Below are 21,969 nucleotides of genomic sequence, written 5' to 3'. Positions count from 1 at the left end.
CTGACCTGCTATGACGCGACCTTCGCCCACGCCTGCAACGAGGCCGGTGTCGAAGTGCTGCTGGTGGGCGACTCCCTCGGCATGGTCCTGCAAGGTCACGACAGCACTTTGCCGGTGACCACCGCAGAAATGGCCTACCACACCGCCTGCGTCAAACGCGGCAACACCGATGCCCTGATCCTCGCGGATCTGCCGTTCATGGCCAACGCCACCCTCGAACAGACCATGACCAACAGCGCCATGCTGATGCAGGCCGGCGCGCACATGATCAAGGTTGAAGGTGCGCTGTGGCTGGCCGAGTCGATCCGTCTGCTCGCCGAACGCGGGATTCCGGTCTGCGCGCACATGGGCCTGACCCCGCAAGCAGTGAACATTCTCGGTGGCTATAAGGTGCAAGGCCGCAACGAGAACCAGGCGCGGCAAATGCGTGCCGACGCGATCTCGCTGGAGCAGGCGGGCGCAGCCATGCTGCTGCTCGAGTGCGTGCCGAGTGAACTGGCTGCTGAAATCAGTCAGGCAGTGAAGATCCCGGTCATCGGCATCGGTGCCGGTAACGCCACTGACGGTCAGGTACTGGTGCTGCACGACATGCTCGGTCTGTCGATCACCGGCCGCGTGCCGAAGTTCGTGAAGAACTTCATGAATGGCCAGGACAACATTCAGTCCGCGCTGAAGGCTTACGTCAGCGAAGTCAAAGCCACCACGTTCCCAGGCATCGAACACGGATTCTCTGCATGAACACCGTCAAAACCGTACGCGAACTGCGCGCCGCCGTAGCCCGCGCCCGTAGCGAAGGCAAGCGCATCGGCTTCGTGCCGACCATGGGCAACCTGCACAGCGGCCATGTCGCACTGATCACCAAAGCCACACAGCGCGTGGACTTCGTGGTGGCGAGCATTTTCGTCAACCCGCTGCAATTCGGCGCCGGCGAAGACCTCGACAAGTACCCGCGCACCCTGGCGGCGGATCAGGAAAAACTTCTGGAAGCCGGTTGCGACCTGTTGTTCGCGCCGACCGCTGAAGAAATGTATCCCGATGGCATGGCCGGGCAGACCCGGGTCAGCGTGCCACAACTCTCTGAAGGTCTGTGCGGCGCCAGTCGTCCCGGGCACTTTGAAGGTGTAGCGACAGTGGTCAGCAAACTGTTCAACATGGTCCAGCCGGATCTGGCGATTTTCGGTCAGAAGGACTTCCAGCAACTGGCCGTGATCCGCGCCCTGGTGCATGACCTGAACATGCCGATCCAGATCATCGGCGAGCCGACGGTGCGTGCCGCCGATGGCCTCGCGCTGTCGTCGCGCAATGGCTTCCTCAGTGAAGAACAACGTGCCGTGGCCCCGGTGGTTTACCGTAGCCTGAACGCGATTGCCGAGTCGATCAAACAAGGTGAACGCGATTTTCCGGCGTTGATCAGTGCGCAGTTGCAAACGCTGGAAGCCGCGGGCCTGCGCCCGGACTATCTGGAAATTCGCCACGCGCTGACCTTGCGCCCGGCGGTGGCTGAAGATCGTGATCTGGTGATTCTGGTGGCCGCGTTCCTGGGCACCACGCGGTTGATCGATAACCTGCACCTGAATCTCGACAGCCCTGTCTAAAAAAAACCGCAATCCCCCCTGTAGGAGTGAGCATGCTCGCGATGAGGGCCTGACTTTCGACATCATTGTTGAATGACAGTCCGCTATCGCGAGCAGGCTCACTCCTACAGTGTTTTTCAGCGTCCTGAAAATTGCATTTCAAGCCATATTGCCGCCCTCTAAGCCTTCGGGCACACTGCCCGCCGTTCGATTTCAACCCGGGAAACTCTCATGCACGCGATCATGCTCAAGGCCAAACTGCACCGCGCCGAAGTCACTCACGCGGTGCTCGATTACGAAGGTTCGTGCGCCATTGATGGCGAGTGGCTGGACCTGTCCGGCATCCGTGAGTACGAGCAGATCCAGATTTATAACGTCGATAATGGCGAGCGTTTCACCACTTACGCCATCCGTGGCGAAGAAGGTTCGCGCATGATCTCGGTCAATGGCGCCGCTGCGCACAAGGCCAAGGTCGGCGACCGGGTGATCATCTGTGCTTACGCCCATTACAGCGAGGCGGAACTGCTTAACTTCAAACCGCGCATGCTCTATATGGCACCGGGCAATGAGCTGAGCCATACCAGCAACGCCATCCCGGTTCAGGTCGCCTGACCCGCCGAGCGTCCTGTTCCCCTTCCGTTTGTCGGCCAGTTCCCGGTATCAATGTTAAAAAAGTACAGGGAACGGGTCAGACAAAGTCAAGACAGATCGCAGCGCGAGGTTTACTGTATTCGCCCTGTGTCCAGAAACCGTGGCGACGCAGTTGGCCCACGCTCAAACATGGCGTGCTGGCCTGTTCAGTGTTCAAAAGGCCGTTCAAGTAAAAAGGAAAACCGCAGCGATGGCGTACTACCGCACTCCTCATGACGTTACCGCTCTGCCTGCCTGGCAAGCGTTGAAAGATCACCGCCAAGCCATGCAGGATTTCAGCATGCGCGAAGCCTTCAACGCCGATCCGCAGCGCTTCAATCAGTTCACCCTCAGCAGCTGCGGGCTGTTTCTCGATTATTCGAAGAATTTGATCAACGCCGAGACCCGCAATCTGCTGGTGGGTCTGGCCAATGAAGTCGATCTGAAGGGCGCGATCAAAGCGCTGTTCGACGGCGAAATCGTCAACGCCTCCGAAGGCCGCCCGGCGCTGCACACCGCCCTGCGCCGCCCGGTAGGCGACAAGCTGTCGGTCAACGGCGTCAACGTGATGCCGGAAGTGCACAAGGTACTGAACCAGATCACCGATCTGGTCGGCCGCATCCATGACGGTCTGTGGCGCGGCTACACCGAGAAGCCGATCACTGACGTGGTCAACATCGGCATCGGTGGCTCGTTCCTCGGTCCTGAGCTGGTCTCCGAAGCACTGCTGTCCTACGCGCAGAAAGGCGTGCGTTGCCACTATCTGGCAAACATCGACGGCAGCGAATTCCACGAACTGACGCAAAAACTGCGCGCCGAGACCACGCTGTTCATCGTTTCGTCGAAGTCGTTCAATACCCTCGAAACCCTGAAGAACGCTCAAGCCGCACGCGCCTGGTATCTGGCTCAGGGCGGTTCCGAAGCCGAGCTGTATCGTCACTTCATCGCCGTGTCGAGTAACAATGCGGCAGCCATCGCGTTTGGTATCCGCGAAGAAAACATCTTCCCGATGTGGGACTGGGTCGGCGGCCGTTATTCGCTGTGGTCGGCCATCGGTTTGCCGATCGCTCTGGCCATCGGCATGTCCAACTTCAAGGAACTGCTGTCCGGTGCCTACACCATGGACCAGCATTTCCAGACCGCGCCGTTCGAACAGAACATGCCCGTGCTGCTCGCGCTGCTCGGTGTCTGGTACGGCAATTTCTGGGGCGCGCAAAGCCACGCGATCCTGCCGTATGACCACTACCTGCGCAACATCACCAAGCACTTGCAGCAGCTGGACATGGAGTCCAACGGCAAGAGCGTGCGTCAGGACGGCACTTCGGTGTCGACCGATACCGGTCCGGTGATCTGGGGCGGCGTCGGCTGCAACGGTCAGCACGCTTACCACCAGTTGCTGCATCAAGGCACCCAACTGATCCCGGCCGACTTCATCGTGCCGATCGTCAGCTTCAACCCGGTCTCCGACCACCATCAGTGGCTGTACGCCAACTGCCTGTCGCAGAGTCAGGCGCTGATGCTCGGCAAGACCCTGCCGGAAGCCGAGCAGGAACTGCGCGACAAAGGCATGAGCGAAGAGCAAGTGCACAAACTCGCACCGCACAAGGTGATCCCGGGCAACCGTCCGAGCAACACTATTGTGGTCGAGCGCATCAGTCCGCGTCGTCTCGGCGCATTGGTGGCCATGTATGAACACAAAGTGTTCGTACAAAGCGTGGTCTGGGGCATCAACGCCTTCGACCAGTGGGGTGTGGAGTTGGGCAAGGAACTGGGCAAAGGCGTTTACAACCGCCTGGTCGGCAGCGATGAAAGCACCGCTGACGATCCGTCCACCCAAGGCCTGATCAACTACTTCCGTGGTCGTCACCGCGGCTGATGTGAATGGGTTGCCCACAATTCCAGTGGGCAACCCATATTCAATGTGGGAGCGAGCCTGCTCGCGAATGCGGCGTGTCATTCAGCATCTTTGTTGACTGACACACCGCATTCGCGAGCAGGCTCGCTCCCACAGTTGTTTTACACATGACTTGAACCTCTGCATCGCTCGGCGCATCTTTATTCCTGTCGCACAACAAGAATAAGGAACCGTCATGTTCGATATCAGCACGTTCCCCAAAGCCGATGCCGTCCGCCGGGCTGCTCAGTTGAGTCAGGACGACTATCAGCGCCTGTACCGCGAATCCATTGAACACCCCAGCACCTTCTGGGCCGAACAGGCCACGCGGTTCCTCGACTGGAGCACGCCGTGGCAGACCGTCCAGCGCTACGACCTGAGAACCGGTGAAGCGGCCTGGTTCGCTGGCGGCAAGCTCAACGTCAGTTACAACTGCATCGACCGTCACCTCGAACAACGCGGCGATCAGACAGCCCTGCTCTGGGAGGGTGATGACCCGGCTGAATCGGCGCAAATCACTTACAAGAAACTCCACCACCATGTCTGCCGACTGGCCAACGTGCTGAAAAGCCGTGGCGTGAAGAAAGGCGACCGGGTGTGCATCTACATGCCGATGATCCCCGAAGCCGCTTATGCCATGCTCGCTTGCGCGCGGATCGGCGCGATTCATTCGGTGGTGTTCGGTGGCTTCTCCCCGGATTCGCTGCGTGACCGTATCCTCGATGCTGACTGCCGCACCGTGATCACCGCCGACGAGGGCGTGCGCGGCGGCAAGTTCGTGCCGCTGAAAAGCAATGTCGACAAAGCCCTGCAAAGTTGCCCTGACGTCAGCACCGTCGTGGTGGTCGAGCGCACTCAGGGCAAAGTCGACTGGGTAGAAGGCCGCGACCTCTGGTATCACCAGGCCGTGCGCGACGCCAGCGATGATTGCCCGCCGGAGCCGATGGACGCCGAAGACCCGCTGTTCATCCTCTACACCTCCGGCAGCACCGGTAAACCCAAAGGCGTTTTGCACACCACTGGCGGCTACCTGCTGCAAGCCGCGATGACCTTCAAATACGTGCTCGACTATCGCGACGGTGAGGTGTTCTGGTGTACCGCCGACGTCGGCTGGGTCACCGGCCACAGCTACATCGTCTATGGCCCGCTGGCCAATGGCGCAACCACGCTGATGTTCGAGGGCGTGCCGAGCTACCCGAGCAGCTCGCGATTCTGGCAGGTGATCGATAAGCATAAGGTCAACATTTTCTACACCGCACCGACCGCCCTGCGCGCATTGATGCGTGAAGGTGCCGAACCGTTGAAGGAAACGTCGCGCGCCAGCCTCAGATTACTCGGCAGCGTCGGTGAGCCGATCAATCCGGAAGCGTGGGAATGGTATTTCAATGTGGTCGGCGAACAGCGCTGCCCCATCGTCGATACCTGGTGGCAGACCGAGACCGGCGGCATCATGCTCAGCCCGCTGGTCAGCGCACAGCGGATCAAACCGGGTTGCGCCACGCAGCCGATATTCGGCGTGCAGCCTGTGCTGCTTGACGAACAGGGCAAGGAAATCAAAGGCGCCGGCAGCGGCGTGCTGGCGATCAAATCCAGTTGGCCGGCACAGATTCGCAGTGTGTACGGCGATCCGCAGCGGATGGTCGACACCTATTTCAAACCCTATCCCGGCTACTACTTCACCGGTGACGGCGCGCGGCGCGACGAGGATGGCGACTACTGGATCACCGGGCGTATCGACGATGTGATCAACGTTTCCGGGCATCGCATCGGCACTGCCGAGGTGGAAAGTGCGCTGGTGCTGCACGACAGCATCGCCGAAGCCGCCGTGGTCGGTTATCCACACGACGTCAAAGGCCAGGGCATCTATGCCTTTGTCACCCCCATGAACGGCGCCGAGCCGAACGACGAGTTGAAGAAAGAACTGCTGGCCCACGTCAGCAAGGAAATCGGCAGCTTCGCCAAACCGGACCTGATCCAGTGGGCACCGGCCTTGCCGAAAACCCGCTCAGGCAAGATCATGCGGCGTATCCTGCGCAAGATTGCCTGCAACGAACTCGACAGCCTCGGCGACACCTCGACCCTGGCCGACCCGAGCGTGGTCCAGGGCCTGATCGACAAGCGCCTCAATCAGTAACCTCCCGGGCGCGGCCAATCAGCCGCGCCCTCCCCTCATTAATGAGTGCCATGGAATTCATCCGCAGCCGTATCGAAAATCAGCTCATGAGCCTGACCGGCCTGTCCCTCGGTCAGCTCGACCTGGAAAACCCCAAGGGCGATCCCGGCCTGTTCGGCCCCGACTCGATCAGTTGGCAGGTGCACGGTGATTTCAGCAGCATGCTGATCGGCGGCATCAGCGCGTTGTTGCTGCAAGCCCTGCATCCGCTGGCGTTGGCCGGGGTTTGGGATCATTCGAACTTTCGTCAGGACATGCTCGGGCGCTTGCGGCGCACCAGTCAGTTTGTTTCCGGCACCACGTTCGGCTCGCGTCGCGATGCCGACTGGCTGATCGAGAAGGTTCGCACCATTCACCTGCAAGTGGTCGGCACCGCGCCGGATGGCCGGCCTTACGCAGCCAGTGATCCGCATCTGCTGACGTGGGTGCATGTGGCGGAAGTCAGCAACTTCCTTGCCGCGCATCTGCGTTATCGCAATCCGCAATTGTCAGGGGCGGATCAGGATCGCTATTACGCGGAGATCGCCGTGATCGCCGAACGTCTGGGCGCACGGGATGTGCCGAAATCGCGGCAGGCCGTGAGCGATTATCTGCAACGCATGCGCCCGCAGTTACTGTGTGATGAACGCAGTCGGGAAGTTCTGCGCCTGTTGCTCGATGCGCCGGCACCGAGCGCTCTGGCGCGACCGTTTGGCGATCTGATGATGAAGGCCGGCATCGACCTGCTGCCGGATTGGGCCAGCGACATGCTCGATGTGCGGCAGAGTTCGCTGCAACGCCAGTTGGTTCGCGCCAGCGTCAGACGCAGCGCACCGATGCTGCGCTGGGCTATGCGCAATGGTTCAGTGCAACGGGCGAAGCGCAGGATGGGCCTGATCATCTAAAAGCATCGCGAGCAGGCTCACTCCTACAAGGGATATAGGTTGCATACGAATCTCCTGTAGGAGTGAGCCTGCTCGCGATGGTAGCCACTCGATTGCCCGCCAAGCTGCTAAACTCCCGCGCCCCAATTCTCACCAGCAAGGCGCCCGCATGTCTTCCTTGAATCAGGCGCTGCGCGCCGCCCTCGATCAACGCCAGGACTTGCTTGCCGAGCTGCACCGCCAGGGCACCGACTGCTATCGCCTGTTTCACGGCAGTCAGGAAGGCGCCGGCGGTCTGACCATCGACCGCTATGGCCCGCAACTGCTGGTGCAAAGCTTTCACCAGACGCTGGAACGTGACGATCTGCTGCAACTGCATGCCCTCGTCAATCAAACGCTGGGCCTGGACACTTTGCTGGTTTACAACGATCGCTCCCGGGGCAACTCGCGTATTGACCGTGAAGACACGGTCTACCGCGCCGACGACGCCGCGCTGGCCGATCTGGTCGGTCACGAATGGGGCTTGAACTACCGCGTACGCGGGCGCCATGCCGGGCAGGATCCACTGCTGTTCCTCGACCTGCGCAACACTCGCGGCTGGGTCAAGGATCACGCCAAAGGCAAATCCGTCCTCAACCTGTTCGCCTACACCTGTGGCGTTGGCCTCAGTGCGGCAGCCGGTGGCGCACGCGAGGTGTGCAACCTGGATTTTGCCGAAGGCAATCTGGCGGTCGGTCGTGAAAACGGTTTGCTCAACCCGCAATTGCCCGAAATGCAATTCATCCAGTCCGATTACTTCCCGGCGATCCGCCAGCTCGCCGGTCTGCCGATCAGTCAGCGCCGCGGGCAGAAACTGCCGAGCTATCAGCGCCTCGAACAACGCCAATACGATCTGGTCTTGCTCGACCCACCGGCCTGGGCCAAAAGTGCATTCGGCACCGTCGACCTGCTGCGCGATTATCAGAGCTTGCTCAAACCGGCCCTGCTGACCACCGCCGACAACGGCGTGCTGATCTGCTGCAACAATCTGGCGAAAGTCAGCATGGACGACTGGCGCGAACAGGTATTGCGCTGCGCCGAAAAGGCCGGCCGCCCGGTGCGCGAGTGGAGCGTGATGACCCCGGGTGCGGATTTCCCGTCAATGGATCAACAGCCCCCACTGAAAACCCTCATCCTCCAGCTCTGAGCCCTCCCGCGCGGCTGACAACCATCCAATGTGGGAGCGAGCCTGCTCGCGAAAGCGGTGTATCAACAGCAGATATAGCGACTGATACAACGCCTTCGCGAGCAGGCTCGCTCCCACATGTTATTTATTCCTACAGAAGAATCCGAACAATCCTGTGTCACGCCAGGTACTTCGGAACCAGAATCGCGTGCCATACTCCAAGGCACTCCGATTCAGACAGATGAAGCCGCACATGCCCAAAGGATTGATTCGCGCGATTGGCGCCTTGTTGACTGCTCTGGCCCTTTATAGCCTGCTGGGGTTTCTGATTTTGCCGGGCATCGCCCTGCGCATCGCCAACCAGCAACTGGCCAACTACGCCACGGTGCCTGCGCATTTGCAGCGCATCGAACTCAATCCGTTCAGCCTTGAAGTCACCTTGTGGGGCCTGGTCATCGGCGAGCCGGGCAAGGAGCAGATCGGTTTCGAACGCCTGTACGCCAACCTGCAACTCGACAGCCTGTGGACAAAAGCGCTGCACCTGGCCGACATCCAGCTGGACAAGCCAAAAACCGAAATCCTCTTCGCCAAAGACGGCAAGCTCAACCTGCTGGGCCTGTTCAACGTTCCCGCCAGTGAGCCGACACCGGCTGATCCCAACGCCAAACCATTTCCGCTGCGCATCGATAACATCAAACTGGCCAGTGGCGTCGTGCACTTTCAGGACGTGCGCCCGAGCGAGCCCATCGAGTTTCTCTACGACGACCTCAGCTTCGAACTGAAAAACCTCAGCACCTTGCCCGAAGACAGCGCCGACATGACCTTGGTCGCCATCGGTCCGGCCGGAGGGCGAATCGACTGGAGCGGTAATTTCAGCCTGATCCCGTTCACCTCTGAAGGCACCCTGAAAGTCACCGACGGCAAGATGAAAGCCTTTTGGCCATACGTGCGCGATTCGGTGCCGCTGGTACTCGAAGACGGTGTCATCAGCCTCAGCACCGAGTACAAACTCAATCTGTCGAAAGAAACCGAACTGCTGTTGAACAATGTCGCAGTGAGCATCGCGCCCTTCGCCATCAAGGCGCCGGACGGACGCCCACTGGCGAAACTCGAACGCCTCGACGTCAGCGAAACCAGCGTCGATCTGGCCAAACAGCAAGTGGTGGTCGGCAAGATCCGCAGCAATAAACTGGAAACCTGGGCCGCCCTCGAAGCCGATGGCCAACTGGACTGGCAGAAACTGTTCGCCAGCCAGCCGTCGAAACCCGCCGCCAAAGCCGCCGCAGAACCCGCAACCACACCGGCCGCCGCCGACTCGCCGAAGCCTGAGCCGAGCGCCCCGAGCAAGCCTTGGCAGGTGTTGCTCAAGGATGTGCAACTGCGTGACTACAAAGTGCACCTGGCCGACCGCTCGGCGAAGCCGCAAGTCGCTATCGATATCACGCCGCTGAACCTCGATTTGCAGGACTTCGACAGCCTCAACGGCTCGCCCTTCAAGCTCAAGCTCGACACCGGTGTGGGCAAACAAGGCAAGCTCATGGCCGACGGCGTAGTCAATCTCGCACCGGTCACCGCCCAGCTCAACGTGAAAACCCAGGACATCGACCTGCGTGTCGCGCAGTCCTACATCAATCCGTTCATTCGCCTCGAACTGCGTAGCGGCATGCTCGGCAGTGATCTCAAGGTCAACCTCAAAAGCACCGATCCGCTTGCGCTCAGCGTGACCGGCCGCGCTCAGGTCGATCAACTGCACACCCTCGACACCCTGAAGACCCGCGACTTTCTCAAGTGGCAGCAAGTGGTCGTGGAAGGCCTCAACTATCAGCACGGCGACAGCCTGTCGATCGACAAGGTCAACCTGTTCCAGCCGTACGTGCGCTTCATGATCAACGATGACCGCACCACCAATATCGACGATCTGCTGATTCCGCAACCAGCCGACAGCGGAGCAAAAACCGCCGCTGCCAAACCGGCCAGCAAAGACAAACCGCTGGGCATTCACATCGGCGCTATCGCCATCAACGACGGCTCGGCCAACTTTGCCGACTTCAGCCTGACGCCGAACTTCGCCACCGCCGTTCAGCAATTGAACGGGCAGATCGGCACCATCGACAGCCGTCAGGCGAAACCCGCGAGTGTCGACGTCAAAGGCAAGGTCGACCGCTATGCGCCGGTAACCATCAAGGGCGCGGTCAATCCATTCGATCCGATGGCCAGCCTCGACATCGCCACCAGCTTCAAGCGAGTCGAGCTGACCACGCTGACGCCCTACTCCGGAAAATTCGCCGGTTACCGCATCCGCAAGGGCCGGCTCAACCTCGACCTGCATTACCTGATCACCAAGGGCCAGTTGAAAGCCGAGAACAAAGTGGTGGTCGAGCAACTGCAACTCGGTGAAAAGGTCGACAGCCCGGATGCCGTGAGCCTGCCGCTGAAACTGGCGATTGCCTTGCTCAAGGACGTTGATGGCAAGATCTCCATCGAACTGCCGGTAACCGGCGACCTGAACAACCCGCAATTCAGCGTGATGCCGATTGTCTGGCAAACCCTGCGCAACCTGATCGTCAAAGCCGCAGCGGCGCCGTTCAAGTTGATCGGCGGACTGGTCAGCGGTGGCGGTTCCGAGGACCTTGGCACTGTATCGTTTGCGCCGGGCTCCAGCGAATTGAACAAGGACGCCGAAGCCGCGCTGGTGAAACTGTCGCAGGCGCTCAAGGAGCGTCCGGCCCTGCGTCTGGAAATCGAAGGCACTGCCGCGAAAAGCAGCGACGGCCCATTGCTCGCCGAACAGCGTCTGGAACGTGAATACCAGTACAACTACTACAAGATGCTCCAGCGTCGTGGCGACAAGGTTCCCGCCCAGGCCTCCTTGCTGCAAGTGCCGGAAGGCGAAAAAGGCCCACTGCTGGAAGGCATTTACCGTACTCGTCTGAAAACCCAGCCACCGGCCGAATGGAAGGATCTGGGCAAGGAAGAGCGCACGGCGAAAATGCGCGACGGCGTCATCCAGTTCTGGAGTTCCAGCGATGTATTGCTGCGACAGTTGGGTCAGGATCGTGCCAGCAGCATCAAGGACTATTTGGTGGACAAGGGTCAGTTGGCGGATGACCGCGTGTACTTTATCGACGCTAATCTCGGCGAAGCCGAAAGCGATGGTCGAGTGGTGACGCAAATGCATCTGGATGCCGAATGATGAAAGGTAAGTGGCTGTGGGTAATGTCATTGACGCTCGTGGCCGGGCAGGCTTCAGCGTCCGATACCCTGCGCTGCGGCAGCCAGTTGGTAAGCCTCGGCGACCGCTCCAGCGAGGTACTGCAGAAGTGCGGTGAACCGGTCAGCCGCGATGCACTGGGCTACAAGCGCAGTGCCAATCGCCGCGAAGAGTTTCAGGTCGAGGAATGGACCTACGGCCCGAGCAACGGCATGTACCAATACCTGCGTTTCGAAGGCAACCGCCTGCGCGAGATCACCAGCAAACGCGGCAACTGACCCGACACCAAACCCATGTGGGAGCGAGCCTGCTCGCGAATGCGTTACGTCAGTCGACATCTTCGTCGGCTGACAGAGCGCTTTCGCGAGCAGGCTCGCTCCCACATGTTTTTTTGCGCACCAAATAAAACAGGCCCCGACACGAATGGCGGGGCCTGTAATGGTCACTTCCGTGTGACCGTTCGCATGAACTCTAAAGTTGCGGCAGACGTATTGCTCGGCCCGTCTGTCGCGCCTTCTCCCCGTCCAGGCGAGAAGTCATGCCTTACTCGGCTTTCAGGCCGTCAGCGGAGACCGCTTTGACGCCTTTGATTTTCTTGGTGATGTTCACCGCGGTGGTTTTCTGAGCTTCGGTGATAGCTACAGTCGACGACAGCGATACCACACCTTTGTTGGTTTCTACTTTGATGTCGGTGCCTGGGATGCCTTTTTCGGTAACCAGGTCGCTTTTGACTTTGGTAGTGATCCAGGTATCGGAAGTAGTTTCTTTAGCCTTGGTCATTTCACCGGCGGCCAGAGTCATTGGAGCCTGGGTAGCCTGGGTGGATTGTGCAAACGCACCGGAAGCCATTGTCAGGGTCAGCGCGGTAGCAGCAGCGGCAGTGATAGCGAACTTCTTCATACGAGTAACTCCTGTTTTTCTGGAAAGTCTGCTGGATGTCTTGTCAGCAGGGTTACTGGATATATTGCGAACGCTGTGCCAACTTTTCAGAACACATAAAACCGTTATAAATCAACACCTTATAAATATCTCAAATTTCCGGATTCATGCAAATTGCATGACATGTGCAAAATTCACATGCAAGTTGCGGTTTTTCGGAAAGTTCCTAAAGCGCTGAAATTATTGAAGCTTTTGTGACGCTTCAGGCAATAAAAAATGCCCCGCATTGCGGGGCATTTATTGATCAGACAAGACCTGACATTACGTACCGCTGGCAGTACAGCCCTTTGGCGAGTAGTCCGCGTTAACGGTCGTAGCACAGCTCCAAACGCCCGACGTACTACCGGTTGCAGCACCGGTACGGGTGAGCGTGATCGTTTTACCCAAGACCGGACCTGGAGCGGCGACCAGCGTGCAGGTAATCGAACCGGCACCTGTCGAAGCCGTGCCCGAAGCCGCCAGTGTACAGTTGGAAGTAGTCGCCGTAGCGCTACCGGCAACCAGTGTCAGCGTTGGATCGGTACCTTGATTAATGGTGTCTTCAAAGGGCACTTTCAGCGCGCTGATCTCTGCCAATCCAGCCGTTACCTTGGATCGCGCCTGATATTTGGAATATTGCGGCAAGGCGATGGTCGCCAGAATCCCGATGATCGCCACCACGATCAGCAGCTCGATCAGAGTAAAACCTTGTTGCTTTTTCATAGACACGCTCCATGCATGAGTCGAAATCTCATGATCTGAAAGGGACGCAGCATAGGCCATGCCAACGTCTTTCAGCCCCCGCGCATTGGGCACAACGCACCTTCGACGCCGTTTCCTACAACCTGCAACCGCACTATCTGACACTTTTTGTCACCTGCACCGAGGGTGTTTGGCGCTGTCACTTGACTAGGCTATAAGTCATGAACTGCAAGCGTGCGGAATCCCCATGAATGACATCGCTCTGAGCGGTCTGGCCAAGCAATTGGTGCAGGCCGAACTGCTTACGGAAAAAAGCGCCCAGCAGGCCTGGCAACAGGCCCAGCGCAATCGCCTGTCGCTGGTGAGTTATCTGGTGCAGAACAAACTGGTGAAGAGCTGGCAGGTGGCCGAGATCGCTTCGGAGCACTTCGGCATGGCCTTCATGGATCTTAATTGCCTGGACAAGGAAACCCAGCCCAAGGGCCTGGTCAGTGAAAAACTGGTTCGCCAGCATCACGCCCTGCCCTTGTGGCGACGCGGAAATAAACTGTTCGTGGGGATTTCCGACCCGAGCAATCATCAGGCGATCAATGACATCCAGTTCAGCACCGGGCTGAGCACCGAAGCCATTCTGGTCGAGGACGACAAGCTCACCGATGCCATCGAAAAGTTCTTCGACACCCACGCCAGCGGCCTCGAAGACATGGCCGACGTCGACCTCGATGGCGTGGATGTCGAATCCATCGACGACAGCAAGCAGGACGCCATCGGCGGACTCGACGCCGACGATGCGCCGGTGGTGCGCTTCGTTCACAAGATGCTGCTGGACGCGATCAAGAGCGGTTCTTCCGACCTGCACTTCGAGCCTTACGAAAAGAACTATCGGGTGCGCGTGCGCACCGACGGCATTCTGCGCGAAGTGGCCAAGCCGCCGATTCAACTGGCAGGGCGCATTGCGGCGCGCTTGAAGGTCATGGCCAGCCTCGACATCTCGGAACGGCGCAAACCCCAGGACGGGCGGATCAAGATGCGCCTGTCGAAGAGCAAGTCGATCGACTTCCGGGTCAATACGCTGCCGACCCTGTGGGGCGAAAAAGTGGTGATCCGGATTCTCGACCCGTCCAGCGCGCAGATCGGCATCGACGCGCTCGGCTACGAGCCGGCGCAGAAAGACTTGTACATGGCCGCACTCAAACAGCCACAAGGCATGATTCTGGTCACGGGGCCCACTGGCTCGGGCAAGACCGTGTCGCTGTACACCGGGCTTAACATTCTCAATACCGTCGACATCAACATCTCCACCGCCGAAGACCCGGTAGAGATCAACATGGAAGGTATCAACCAGGTCAACGTCAACCCGAAACAGGGGCTGGATTTCGCCCAGGCCCTGCGCTCGTTTCTGCGGCAAGACCCGGACGTGATCATGGTCGGCGAGATCCGTGACCTCGAAACCGCCGAGATCGCCATCAAGGCCGCACAAACCGGTCACCTGGTTCTTTCGACCCTGCACACCAACAGCGCGGCGGAAACCCTGACCCGTCTGCACAACATGGGCATCCCCGGCTTCAATATCGCCACCTCCGTCAGCCTGATCATCGCCCAGCGGCTGGCGCGCAAGCTGTGCAGCCACTGCAAGAAAGCCATCGAGATTCCCCGCGAAACCCTGATCAAGGAAGGTTTCCCCGAGGAACGCATCGGCAGTTTCACGATCTACGAACCGGTCGGTTGCGATCACTGCAATGGCGGCTACAAGGGGCGCGTGGGGATTTATGAAGTGGTGAAGAACACAGCTGAACTGCAACGACTGATCATGGCCGAAGGCAACTCGCTGGAAATCGACATCCAGATGCGCCGCGACGGCTTCGATGACCTGCGTACGTCGGGCCTGCACAAGGCCATGCAAGGCATCACCAGCCTGGAAGAAATCAACCGGGTCACCAAGGACTGAACATGGCGGTCAAGGCAGCGAAAACCAGTATTTACGCCTGGGAAGGCACGGACAAGAAAGGCAGCAAACTGACCGGCGAGCTGAGCGGGCTCAACCCGGCGCTGATCAAGGCGCAACTGCGCAAGCAGGGGATCAACCCGGGCAAGGTGCGCAAGAAATCCGCCTCGATACTGAGCTTTGGTAAACGCATCAAGGCTCAGGACATCGCCCTGTTCACGCGGCAGATGGCGACCATGATGAAGGCCGGTGTACCGTTGTTGCAGTCCTTCGACATCATCGGCGAAGGTTTCGAAAACCCGGCGATGCGCAAACTGGTCGACGAGGTGAAACAGGAAGTCGCTGCAGGTAACAGTTTCGCCAACGCGCTGCGCAAGAAGCCGCAATACTTCGACGAGTTGTATTGCAACCTGGTGGATGCCGGCGAACAGTCCGGTGCCCTCGATACGTTGCTGGAGCGGGTCGCGACCTATAAGGAAAAAAGCGAAGCGCTCAAGGCCAAGATCAAGAAAGCCATGACCTACCCTAGCGCCGTCGTATTGGTCGCGGCGGTGGTGACCGGGATTCTGCTGGTGAAAGTGGTGCCGCAGTTCCAGTCGGTATTTTCCGGCTTCGGCGCCGAACTGCCGGCGTTCACCCTGATGGTCATCAGCCTTTCGGAATTCATGCAGCAATGGTGGTGGGCGATTCTCGGTGTATTGGCGGCGGCGATTTTCGGCACCCGCCATGCCCTGAAAAAGTCTCAGGCCTTGCGCGACCGCAAAGACACCTGGCTGCTGAAACTGCCGTTGGTGGGCACATTGATGTACAAGTCTGCCGTGGCCCGATTTGCCCGGACCCTGTCGACGACTTTTGCTGCTGGTGTGCCGCTGGTGGAAGCCCTCGACTCGGTGGCCGGCGCCGCCGGCAACGTGGTGTTCAAACGCGCGATATTGCGCATCCGCCAGGATGTGTCCACCGGCATGCAGTTGAATTTTTCGATGCGCACCACCGGCGTGTTTCCCAATATGGCCGTGCAAATGACCGCGATCGGTGAAGAGTCCGGTGCGCTGGACGAAATGCTCGACAAGGTCGCAGGGTTTTACGAGGACGAAGTGGATAACATGGTCGACAACCTCACCAGCCTCATGGAGCCGTTCATCATGGTGGTCCTGGGGGTGATCGTCGGTGGTCTGGTAGTCGCCATGTACCTGCCGATTTTCCAACTCGGCTCAGCGATCTGACATGCCTATCGACGAACTGTTTGCCCTCTATCCGCTGGCTTTTGTCTGCACAGCATTGTTGCTCGGCCTGGTGGTCGGCAGTTTTCTCAATGTACTGATCTGGCGCCTGCCGAAAATGCTCGAGCGCGATTGGCGCCAGCAGGCCCAGGATGTGCTCGGCCTGCCCAGTGAAACACCGCTGCCCACCTATAACCTGATGCTGCCCCACTCCGAGTGCCCGCATTGCGCGCATCGAATCCGTGCCTGGGAAAACATCCCGCTGCTCAGTTATCTGTGGCTGCGTGGACGCTGCTCGGCCTGTACCACCCCCATCAGCAAACGCTATCCACTGACTGAACTGGCCTGTGGACTGCTCTCGGCATTCATCGCCTGGCATGTCGGATTTGGCTGGCCGGCCTGTCTGTTGATTTTTCTCACCTGGGGCTTGTTGGCGATGAGCCTGATCGACACCGAGCATCAACTGCTGCCCGATGTGCTGGTGCTGCCCTTGTTGTGGCTGGGGCTGATCGTCAACAGTTTCGGGATGTTCGTGCCGTTACACGATGCCTTGTGGGGCGCGGTGGCCGGTTATCTGGCGCTGTGGTCGGTGTTCTGGCTGTTCAAGCTGCTGACTGGCAAGGACGGCATCGGTCACGGCGATTTCAAGCTGCTGGCGTTGCTCGGCGCCTGGGGAGGCTGGCAGATTCTGCCGCTGACGATTCTGCTCTCATCGTTGGTGGGGGCGGTCATCGGGGTGATTCTGCTACGCGTGCGTGAGCAAAAAACCTCAACACCGATACCCTTCGGCCCCTATCTGGCAATTGCCGGCTGGATTGCCTTGCTCTGGGGTGGTCAAATAACCGACTTCTATTGGCAGTTTGTCGGTTTGAAATGAATACCCCTGTGGAAAAACCCTGGATTCTCGGTCTGACCGGCGGCATCGGCAGCGGCAAAAGCGCTGCGGCCCAGCACTTCATCGACCTTGGCATCCATGTGGTCGACGCCGATCACGCGGCGCGCTGGGTGGTCGAGCCGGGGCGTCCGGCGCTGGCGAAGATTGCCGAGCACTTTGGTGCTGGCGTGTTGCAGGTTGACGGCACACTCGATCGCGCCGCCCTGCGCAAGCTGATCTTTGAGGTCCCGGAAGAACGCCGCTGGCTCGAAGCCCTGCTGCATCCGCTGATCGCCAAGGAAATCGCTGATCATCTGGCGCAGGCACAATCGCCTTACGCGATTCTGGTTTCACCGCTGCTGATCGAATCCGGACAATACGCGATGACCCAGCGAATCCTGGTGATCGACGCCCCGCAACAACTGCAGATCGAACGCACCTTGCAGCGTGACCAGACCAGCGAACAGCAGGTTCAGGCGATCCTAGCGGCCCAGTCGAGCCGTGAAGACCGTGTGAGCCGTGCCGACGACGTGGTGGTCAACGACCGCGACCTCGCCTGGCTGCACAGCGAGGTCGAGCGCCTGCATGACTTTTACCTGACTTTAAGTGGAGGCCAATCATGAGCCAGATCCCAACCGTTGAATGCCCGACCTGCGGCGCTCCCGTGGAATTCACCCCGGAAAACAAATTCCGTCCGTTCTGCTCCGATCGCTGCAAACTGATCGACCTCGGCGCCTGGGCGTCGGAAGAACACAAGATTCCAGTTGCTCCGGATGCCGAGGACGAAATGTTTTCTGGCGATTTCGACCCGCGTCACTGATCCGGTCAGGGCCGCATAAAGCCGTAATCCTGATTGTCGTCGAGGTTTTCCGCGAGAAAGCGCAACTCGTCGGCCAGGTCCTCGGCGTTGCGCACGGCCTTGCTCTGTTGCACCACTGCACTGAGCAAGGCCCGCAGGCTCAAGCCCGGATCGAACCCCACCTCCTGCGCCATCTCCAGACTCTGCCGGGTTTCCTGCCTCGCCCACTCGTAAACACTCATGCCGCTGCTCCTGAAAGGATTTGCGCGAGCATGAAATTTCCCGCGCGTGGCGGGTTTGATGTGGATCAAGACTTCGGATCGTCGTCGTTCCACGGCGCCGAAAGGTAGCGTGTGCGGTTGAAGGTCTCCAGCCATTCCGGACAGAACACCACCAGTGCGCTGATCACCATGCCGTTGATGAACGCCTCGGGAAAAAGCAGCAACCACAGATACCCGATGAAATCTTCCAGCCACTCCGGCATGGCAAAGAGGCCGTCGTACCACAGCAGTGTCAGGCTCAGGATCAAACACAACAGGGCTGACAGCGCGGCCGCAAAAAAGCCTGAGCAGAAGATGTATACGAACGGATTCCGCGGCTGCGCGCGCTCGACGAGAATCGCCACGCACTCGGTGATCAGCACCGGCAGCAGGATAAACAATGTGCCGTTGACCCCGAGCGCCGCGAGATCCTGACGCCCGAGCAGCAACAAACCGACTTGCGCCACCAGTCCACCGACAATCGCCAGCGGCCAGTCGAGCAGCAGCGTCACGGCAGTCATGCCGATGAAGTGGTACGACACGCCGGTATCGAAATCCCTGCGCACCAGCCACAAGAGAAACAACGCGAACACCGTACCGAACAACAGGTGCTGGCGACGACTGTCACTGAACAACTCGACCCACGGCGCTCGCACGATCGCCCAGAGCAGTACCGGCAGGTAAATCAGCCAACCGAGCGTCAGGCTTGTGGTGGAAAGCAGTTCAGCCCCGATCATGATTCCTTATCCTCACAAATTCCTTTGGGTGCCATTCCTGTGCTGAAAAGTCTACACCGCTCGATGCAAAGCTATCTGCTTGTCGCATTTGAACGCTAAGCTTGGGCCTATGGATGACTCAGATTATTTACGCCTGCTGACCATCGCGGCCGAGCAGGCCAACGCGTTCCTGTCCAATGCCCGCAAATGGGAGCGTGAGCGTTGGGTCTGCCAGCGCCTGCTGCAAGGCCTGAACATTCCCTACCGCGCCGACGAATTCGCGCCCGCCGGCGAGCCGCCGGACGTGCTGTTTCGGGATGCCAATTTCGAGGTGTTCTTCGTCCTGGATGAAGGCCGACGCCTCAACGACGAATGGCGCGACGAGTTGCAGCGGCGGCGCAGTGCGTTTTCCCTCAGCCAACTGGTGCGCCGCGAAGCCAAGCCGCGCCGGATTCCGGCCAACGAATTTCTGCTGCGACTGGCGCCGACCCTGCGCAAAAAAGCGCACAACTATAAGGAACGCGGGATGGATCTGGGCGAACTGGACATCATTGCCTTCGCCAGCCTCAAGCGTGAGGTGCTCGACCTGAACAGTCATTTCCCCCCGCCTACCGAATACTTGCGTCAGGGTTGGCGATCGCTGTCACTCGTCGGCCCGACCTTCGCCCGCGTGCTGTTCGCCCACCCGGATGCGCCGGACTTTCTGCGTAGCAACCTGGGCCGCAGCATCGTCTTTGATGTCGGAATAAGCCTGTGACGCCGCTTCAGCAATTGATCGCCGATGTCCCGCAAACCGGCACGGTGCGCTGGATTGGTGTGCGTCCCGAATCCCGCGGGCCGATGATCGAACTCGATGCCGTGGAAGCCCGCCTGGAGGCTGGACTGACGGGGGATCACGCCCGCCCCGGTGTGCGCAACGCGCGGCAGGTGACGTTGATCCAGTGGGAGCACCTGGCGGTGATCAGCGCATTGATGGGGCGTCCCGCCGATCAACCGATCAAGCCTGAAGATCTGCGGCGCAACCTCGTTATCAGCGGTATCAATTTGTTTAGCCTAAAGGGTCGGCGCTTTCGCATCGGTCAGGCAATATTCGAGACCACTGGCTGGTGTCAGCCCTGCGCACGCTTGCAGAACAACCTCGGCCCCGGCACCTTTCAAGCGGTGCGCGGGCATGGCGGAATTACTGCGCGAGTGTTACAAAGCGGGATCATTCGCCTCGATGATGGCGTGTCCGTCGAGCCTGTTCCGGACAGCGGCTATGCTGCGTTCAACCCCGGTTGAAAACCGCTGTAGCTTCTGCACATTCAGCAACGTCTACCTGACGAGGCCAATATGACCAGCCGCCTGAACCCCGAAGACCAAAAGCATGTCGAAGAGTACCTGCAACTGTCCCAACACCGTGTCGAGCGCCGGCCATTCCGGCCGTGGATGCTCCTGGTGCTGGTGCTGGCAGTGACCATTGGTCTGGGCCTGTTGAGCCGATTTATCAGTTACCTGACGCTATGAGCTGCCTGGCGCTCGCTCGGATAACTGCACCGATTTCCTTTAAAAACCTTGCGAGTTATCCCCATGTCCCATCGTATTGTTATTGTCGGCGGCGGCGCCGGCGGTCTGGAGTTGGCTACCCGTCTGGGTAAGACTCTGGGCAAGCGTGGCACGGCCAGTGTGATGCTGGTCGACGCAAACCTGACGCACATCTGGAAACCGCTGTTGCACGAAGTGGCCGCCGGATCGCTGAACTCTTCCGAAGACGAACTCAACTATGTCGCCCAGGCCAAATGGAACCACTTCGAGTTCCAGCTGGGGCGCATGAGCGGGCTCGATCGCGCACAGAAAAAAATCCAGCTGGCCGCGACGTACGATGAAAACGGCGTAGAGCTGGTACCGGCGCGTGAAGTGCAGTACGACTCGCTGGTGATCGCGGTCGGCAGCACCACAAACGATTTCGGTACTCTGGGCGCGGCGCAACATTGCCTGTTCCTCGACACCCGCAAACAGGCCGAGCGCTTCCACCAGCAACTGCTCAACCATTATCTGCGGGCGCACGCGGGGCAGACCGATGTGGTCGAGCAGATCAGCGTGGCCATCGTCGGTGCCGGTGCGACCGGTGTCGAACTGGCGGCAGAACTGCACAACGCTGCGCATGAACTGGCCGCTTATGGCCTCGACCGGATCAAACCGGAAAATATGCACATCACCCTGATCGAAGCCGGCCCACGGGTGTTGCCTGCCCTGCCGGAGCGCATCGGCGGGCCGGTGCACAAGACGCTGGAGAAACTCGGCGTCAACGTGATGACCAATGCTTCGGTCAGTGAAGTGACGGCCGACAGCCTGATCACCGCCGACGGCAACGAGATCAAGGCCAGCCTCAAGGTCTGGGCGGCCGGTATCCGGGCACCGGGTTTCCTCAAGGACATCGACGGTCTGGAAACCAATCGCATCAACCAACTGCAGGTGCTGCCGACGCTGCAAACCACCCGCGACGAGAACATCTTCGCTTTCGGTGACTGCGCGGCGTGCCCGCAACCGGGAACCGACCGCAATGTACCGCCACGGGCGCAAGCGGCGCACCAGCAGGCTTCGTTACTGGCCAAATCGCTGAAGCTGCGCATCGAAGGCAAGACCCTGCCGGAGTACAAGTACACCGACTACGGTTCGCTGATTTCGCTGTCGCGTTTTTCCGCTGTGGGTAACTTGATGGGCAACCTGACCGGCAGCGTAATGCTTGAGGGCTGGCTGGCGCGGATGTTTTACGTGTCGCTGTACCGCATGCACCAGATGGCGCTGTACGGGCCATTCCGCACGGCGATGCTGATGCTGGGCAGCAAGATTGGCCGGGGCACTGAACCGCGCCTGAAACTGCACTAAAAAACTGTAGGAGTGAGCCTGCTCGCGATAGCGGTGTGTCAGACGACATCTTTGTCATCTAACACACCGCTATCGCGAGCAGGCTCACTCCTACATTTGCTTTGCGATTCTGTCTCCTAGTGTATCTGCGCTCTCTATATCCCACCTTCGCTTACAA

General features: G+C 59.4%; 22 protein-coding genes. 18 read left to right on the top strand and 4 right to left on the bottom strand.

Translation table 11 applies throughout. The annotated features are described in order from the left end of the window. From panB to ACIOWE_RS17565, 9 genes are all read left to right on the top strand, one after another. On the top strand, window positions 1-738 hold a 738-nt coding region (panB, locus tag ACIOWE_RS17605), incomplete at its 5' end, for a 3-methyl-2-oxobutanoate hydroxymethyltransferase (RefSeq protein WP_401393823.1). Next, the gene (panC, locus tag ACIOWE_RS17600; RefSeq protein ID WP_401393821.1) at window positions 735-1,595 is read left to right on the top strand and encodes a pantoate--beta-alanine ligase; all 861 of its coding nucleotides are present in this window, start codon (window positions 735-737) and stop codon (window positions 1,593-1,595) included. The genes panB and panC, both read left to right, overlap by 4 nt. 210 nt (window positions 1,596-1,805) lie before the next feature. Then, on the top strand, window positions 1,806-2,186 hold the full coding sequence (gene panD / locus ACIOWE_RS17595) for an aspartate 1-decarboxylase (protein ID WP_003228271.1): 381 nt from the start codon (window positions 1,806-1,808) through the stop codon (window positions 2,184-2,186). Window positions 2,187-2,415: 229 nt separating this feature from the next. Further along, window positions 2,416-4,080 carry a glucose-6-phosphate isomerase gene (gene pgi / locus ACIOWE_RS17590; protein WP_401393818.1) on the top strand — a complete coding sequence of 555 codons (1,665 nt, stop codon included), beginning with the start codon at window positions 2,416-2,418 and terminating at the stop codon, window positions 4,078-4,080. Between the two features lie 214 nt (window positions 4,081-4,294). Beyond that, window positions 4,295-6,232 (top strand): acetate--CoA ligase, encoded by a 1,938-nt coding sequence (gene acs, locus ACIOWE_RS17585; protein ID WP_401393816.1) that lies wholly within the window; start codon window positions 4,295-4,297, stop codon window positions 6,230-6,232. A gap of 50 nt (window positions 6,233-6,282) precedes the next feature. After that, window positions 6,283-7,155 (top strand): oxygenase MpaB family protein, encoded by an 873-nt coding sequence (locus ACIOWE_RS17580; RefSeq protein WP_401393813.1) that lies wholly within the window; start codon window positions 6,283-6,285, stop codon window positions 7,153-7,155. 148 nt (window positions 7,156-7,303) lie between these two features. Continuing rightward, on the top strand, window positions 7,304-8,320 hold the full coding sequence (locus tag ACIOWE_RS17575) for a class I SAM-dependent rRNA methyltransferase (RefSeq protein WP_401393810.1): 1,017 nt from the start codon (window positions 7,304-7,306) through the stop codon (window positions 8,318-8,320). Window positions 8,321-8,540: 220 nt separating this feature from the next. Further along, window positions 8,541-11,492: a DUF748 domain-containing protein gene (locus ACIOWE_RS17570; protein WP_401393807.1), complete on the top strand. Its 2,952-nt coding sequence runs from the start codon at window positions 8,541-8,543 to the stop codon at window positions 11,490-11,492. After that, complete coding sequence (locus tag ACIOWE_RS17565) at window positions 11,492-11,788, top strand: DUF2845 domain-containing protein (RefSeq protein ID WP_401393804.1); 297 nt, start codon at window positions 11,492-11,494, stop codon at window positions 11,786-11,788. The genes ACIOWE_RS17570 and ACIOWE_RS17565 overlap by 1 nt, the downstream gene beginning before the upstream one ends. 265 nt (window positions 11,789-12,053) lie before the next feature. Here ACIOWE_RS17565 and ACIOWE_RS17560 read toward each other — a convergent pair whose 3' ends face one another. Both ACIOWE_RS17560 and ACIOWE_RS17555 read right to left on the bottom strand, forming a co-directional pair. Next, window positions 12,054-12,410, bottom strand: a complete 357-nt coding sequence (locus ACIOWE_RS17560; protein ID WP_016986244.1) for a BON domain-containing protein — start codon at window positions 12,408-12,410, stop codon at window positions 12,054-12,056. 300 nt (window positions 12,411-12,710) lie between these two features. After that, complete coding sequence (locus ACIOWE_RS17555) at window positions 12,711-13,151, bottom strand: pilin (RefSeq protein ID WP_201236765.1); 441 nt, start codon at window positions 13,149-13,151, stop codon at window positions 12,711-12,713. 226 nt (window positions 13,152-13,377) lie between these two features. Here ACIOWE_RS17555 and pilB point away from each other — a divergent pair, with 226 nt between their 5' ends. Genes pilB through yacG form a run of 5 tightly spaced genes read left to right on the top strand, consistent with a single transcriptional unit; the run spans window position 13,378 to window position 17,989 of the window. Further along, complete coding sequence (gene pilB, locus ACIOWE_RS17550; RefSeq protein ID WP_401393801.1) at window positions 13,378-15,078, top strand: type IV-A pilus assembly ATPase PilB; 1,701 nt, start codon at window positions 13,378-13,380, stop codon at window positions 15,076-15,078. 2 nt (window positions 15,079-15,080) lie between these two features. After that, window positions 15,081-16,298, top strand: coding sequence for a type II secretion system F family protein (locus ACIOWE_RS17545; RefSeq protein ID WP_201236763.1), 1,218 nt, complete (start codon window positions 15,081-15,083; stop codon window positions 16,296-16,298). A 1-nt stretch (window position 16,299) separates the two neighbouring features. Beyond that, a complete protein-coding gene (locus ACIOWE_RS17540; protein WP_401393797.1) occupies window positions 16,300-17,172 on the top strand; it encodes a prepilin peptidase in 873 nt (290 codons plus the stop codon). Then, window positions 17,169-17,792, top strand: coding sequence for a dephospho-CoA kinase (coaE, locus tag ACIOWE_RS17535; protein WP_401393794.1), 624 nt, complete (start codon window positions 17,169-17,171; stop codon window positions 17,790-17,792). The genes ACIOWE_RS17540 and coaE overlap by 4 nt, the downstream gene beginning before the upstream one ends. Beyond that, the gene (gene yacG, locus ACIOWE_RS17530) at window positions 17,789-17,989 is read left to right on the top strand and encodes a DNA gyrase inhibitor YacG (RefSeq protein WP_127651961.1); all 201 of its coding nucleotides are present in this window, start codon (window positions 17,789-17,791) and stop codon (window positions 17,987-17,989) included. The genes coaE and yacG overlap by 4 nt, the downstream gene beginning before the upstream one ends. 5 nt (window positions 17,990-17,994) lie before the next feature. On the opposite strand, the gene ACIOWE_RS17525 is transcribed toward yacG, so the two are convergent. Further along, the gene (locus ACIOWE_RS17525; protein ID WP_096820888.1) at window positions 17,995-18,210 is read right to left on the bottom strand and encodes a hypothetical protein; all 216 of its coding nucleotides are present in this window, start codon (window positions 18,208-18,210) and stop codon (window positions 17,995-17,997) included. A gap of 65 nt (window positions 18,211-18,275) precedes the next feature. Further along, a complete protein-coding gene (locus ACIOWE_RS17520; RefSeq protein WP_401393790.1) occupies window positions 18,276-18,965 on the bottom strand; it encodes an energy-coupling factor ABC transporter permease in 690 nt (229 codons plus the stop codon). 109 nt (window positions 18,966-19,074) lie between these two features. Here ACIOWE_RS17520 and ACIOWE_RS17515 point away from each other — a divergent pair, with 109 nt between their 5' ends. The 4 genes from ACIOWE_RS17515 to ACIOWE_RS17500 all read left to right on the top strand — a co-directional run bounded on the left by ACIOWE_RS17515 (window position 19,075) and on the right by ACIOWE_RS17500 (window position 21,812). Continuing rightward, complete coding sequence (locus ACIOWE_RS17515) at window positions 19,075-19,701, top strand: DUF1780 domain-containing protein (RefSeq protein WP_003228301.1); 627 nt, start codon at window positions 19,075-19,077, stop codon at window positions 19,699-19,701. Further along, window positions 19,698-20,225, top strand: a complete 528-nt coding sequence (locus ACIOWE_RS17510) for an MOSC domain-containing protein (protein ID WP_201236758.1) — start codon at window positions 19,698-19,700, stop codon at window positions 20,223-20,225. The genes ACIOWE_RS17515 and ACIOWE_RS17510 overlap by 4 nt, the downstream gene beginning before the upstream one ends. Before the next feature lie 51 nt (window positions 20,226-20,276). After that, window positions 20,277-20,450, top strand: a complete 174-nt coding sequence (locus ACIOWE_RS17505) for a DUF3094 domain-containing protein (RefSeq protein ID WP_007909875.1) — start codon at window positions 20,277-20,279, stop codon at window positions 20,448-20,450. A gap of 63 nt (window positions 20,451-20,513) precedes the next feature. Continuing rightward, window positions 20,514-21,812 carry an NAD(P)/FAD-dependent oxidoreductase gene (locus ACIOWE_RS17500; RefSeq protein ID WP_401393787.1) on the top strand — a complete coding sequence of 433 codons (1,299 nt, stop codon included), beginning with the start codon at window positions 20,514-20,516 and terminating at the stop codon, window positions 21,810-21,812. Window positions 21,813-21,969 lie beyond the last annotated feature (157 nt).

Origin of the sequence: Pseudomonas sp. NPDC087598, assembly GCF_044743525.1 — a bacterium.
Lineage (GTDB): Bacteria > Pseudomonadota > Gammaproteobacteria > Pseudomonadales > Pseudomonadaceae > Aquipseudomonas.
Note: the sequence above shows the minus strand (reverse complement) of the source record. Positions and strands in the feature narration are given on the sequence as shown.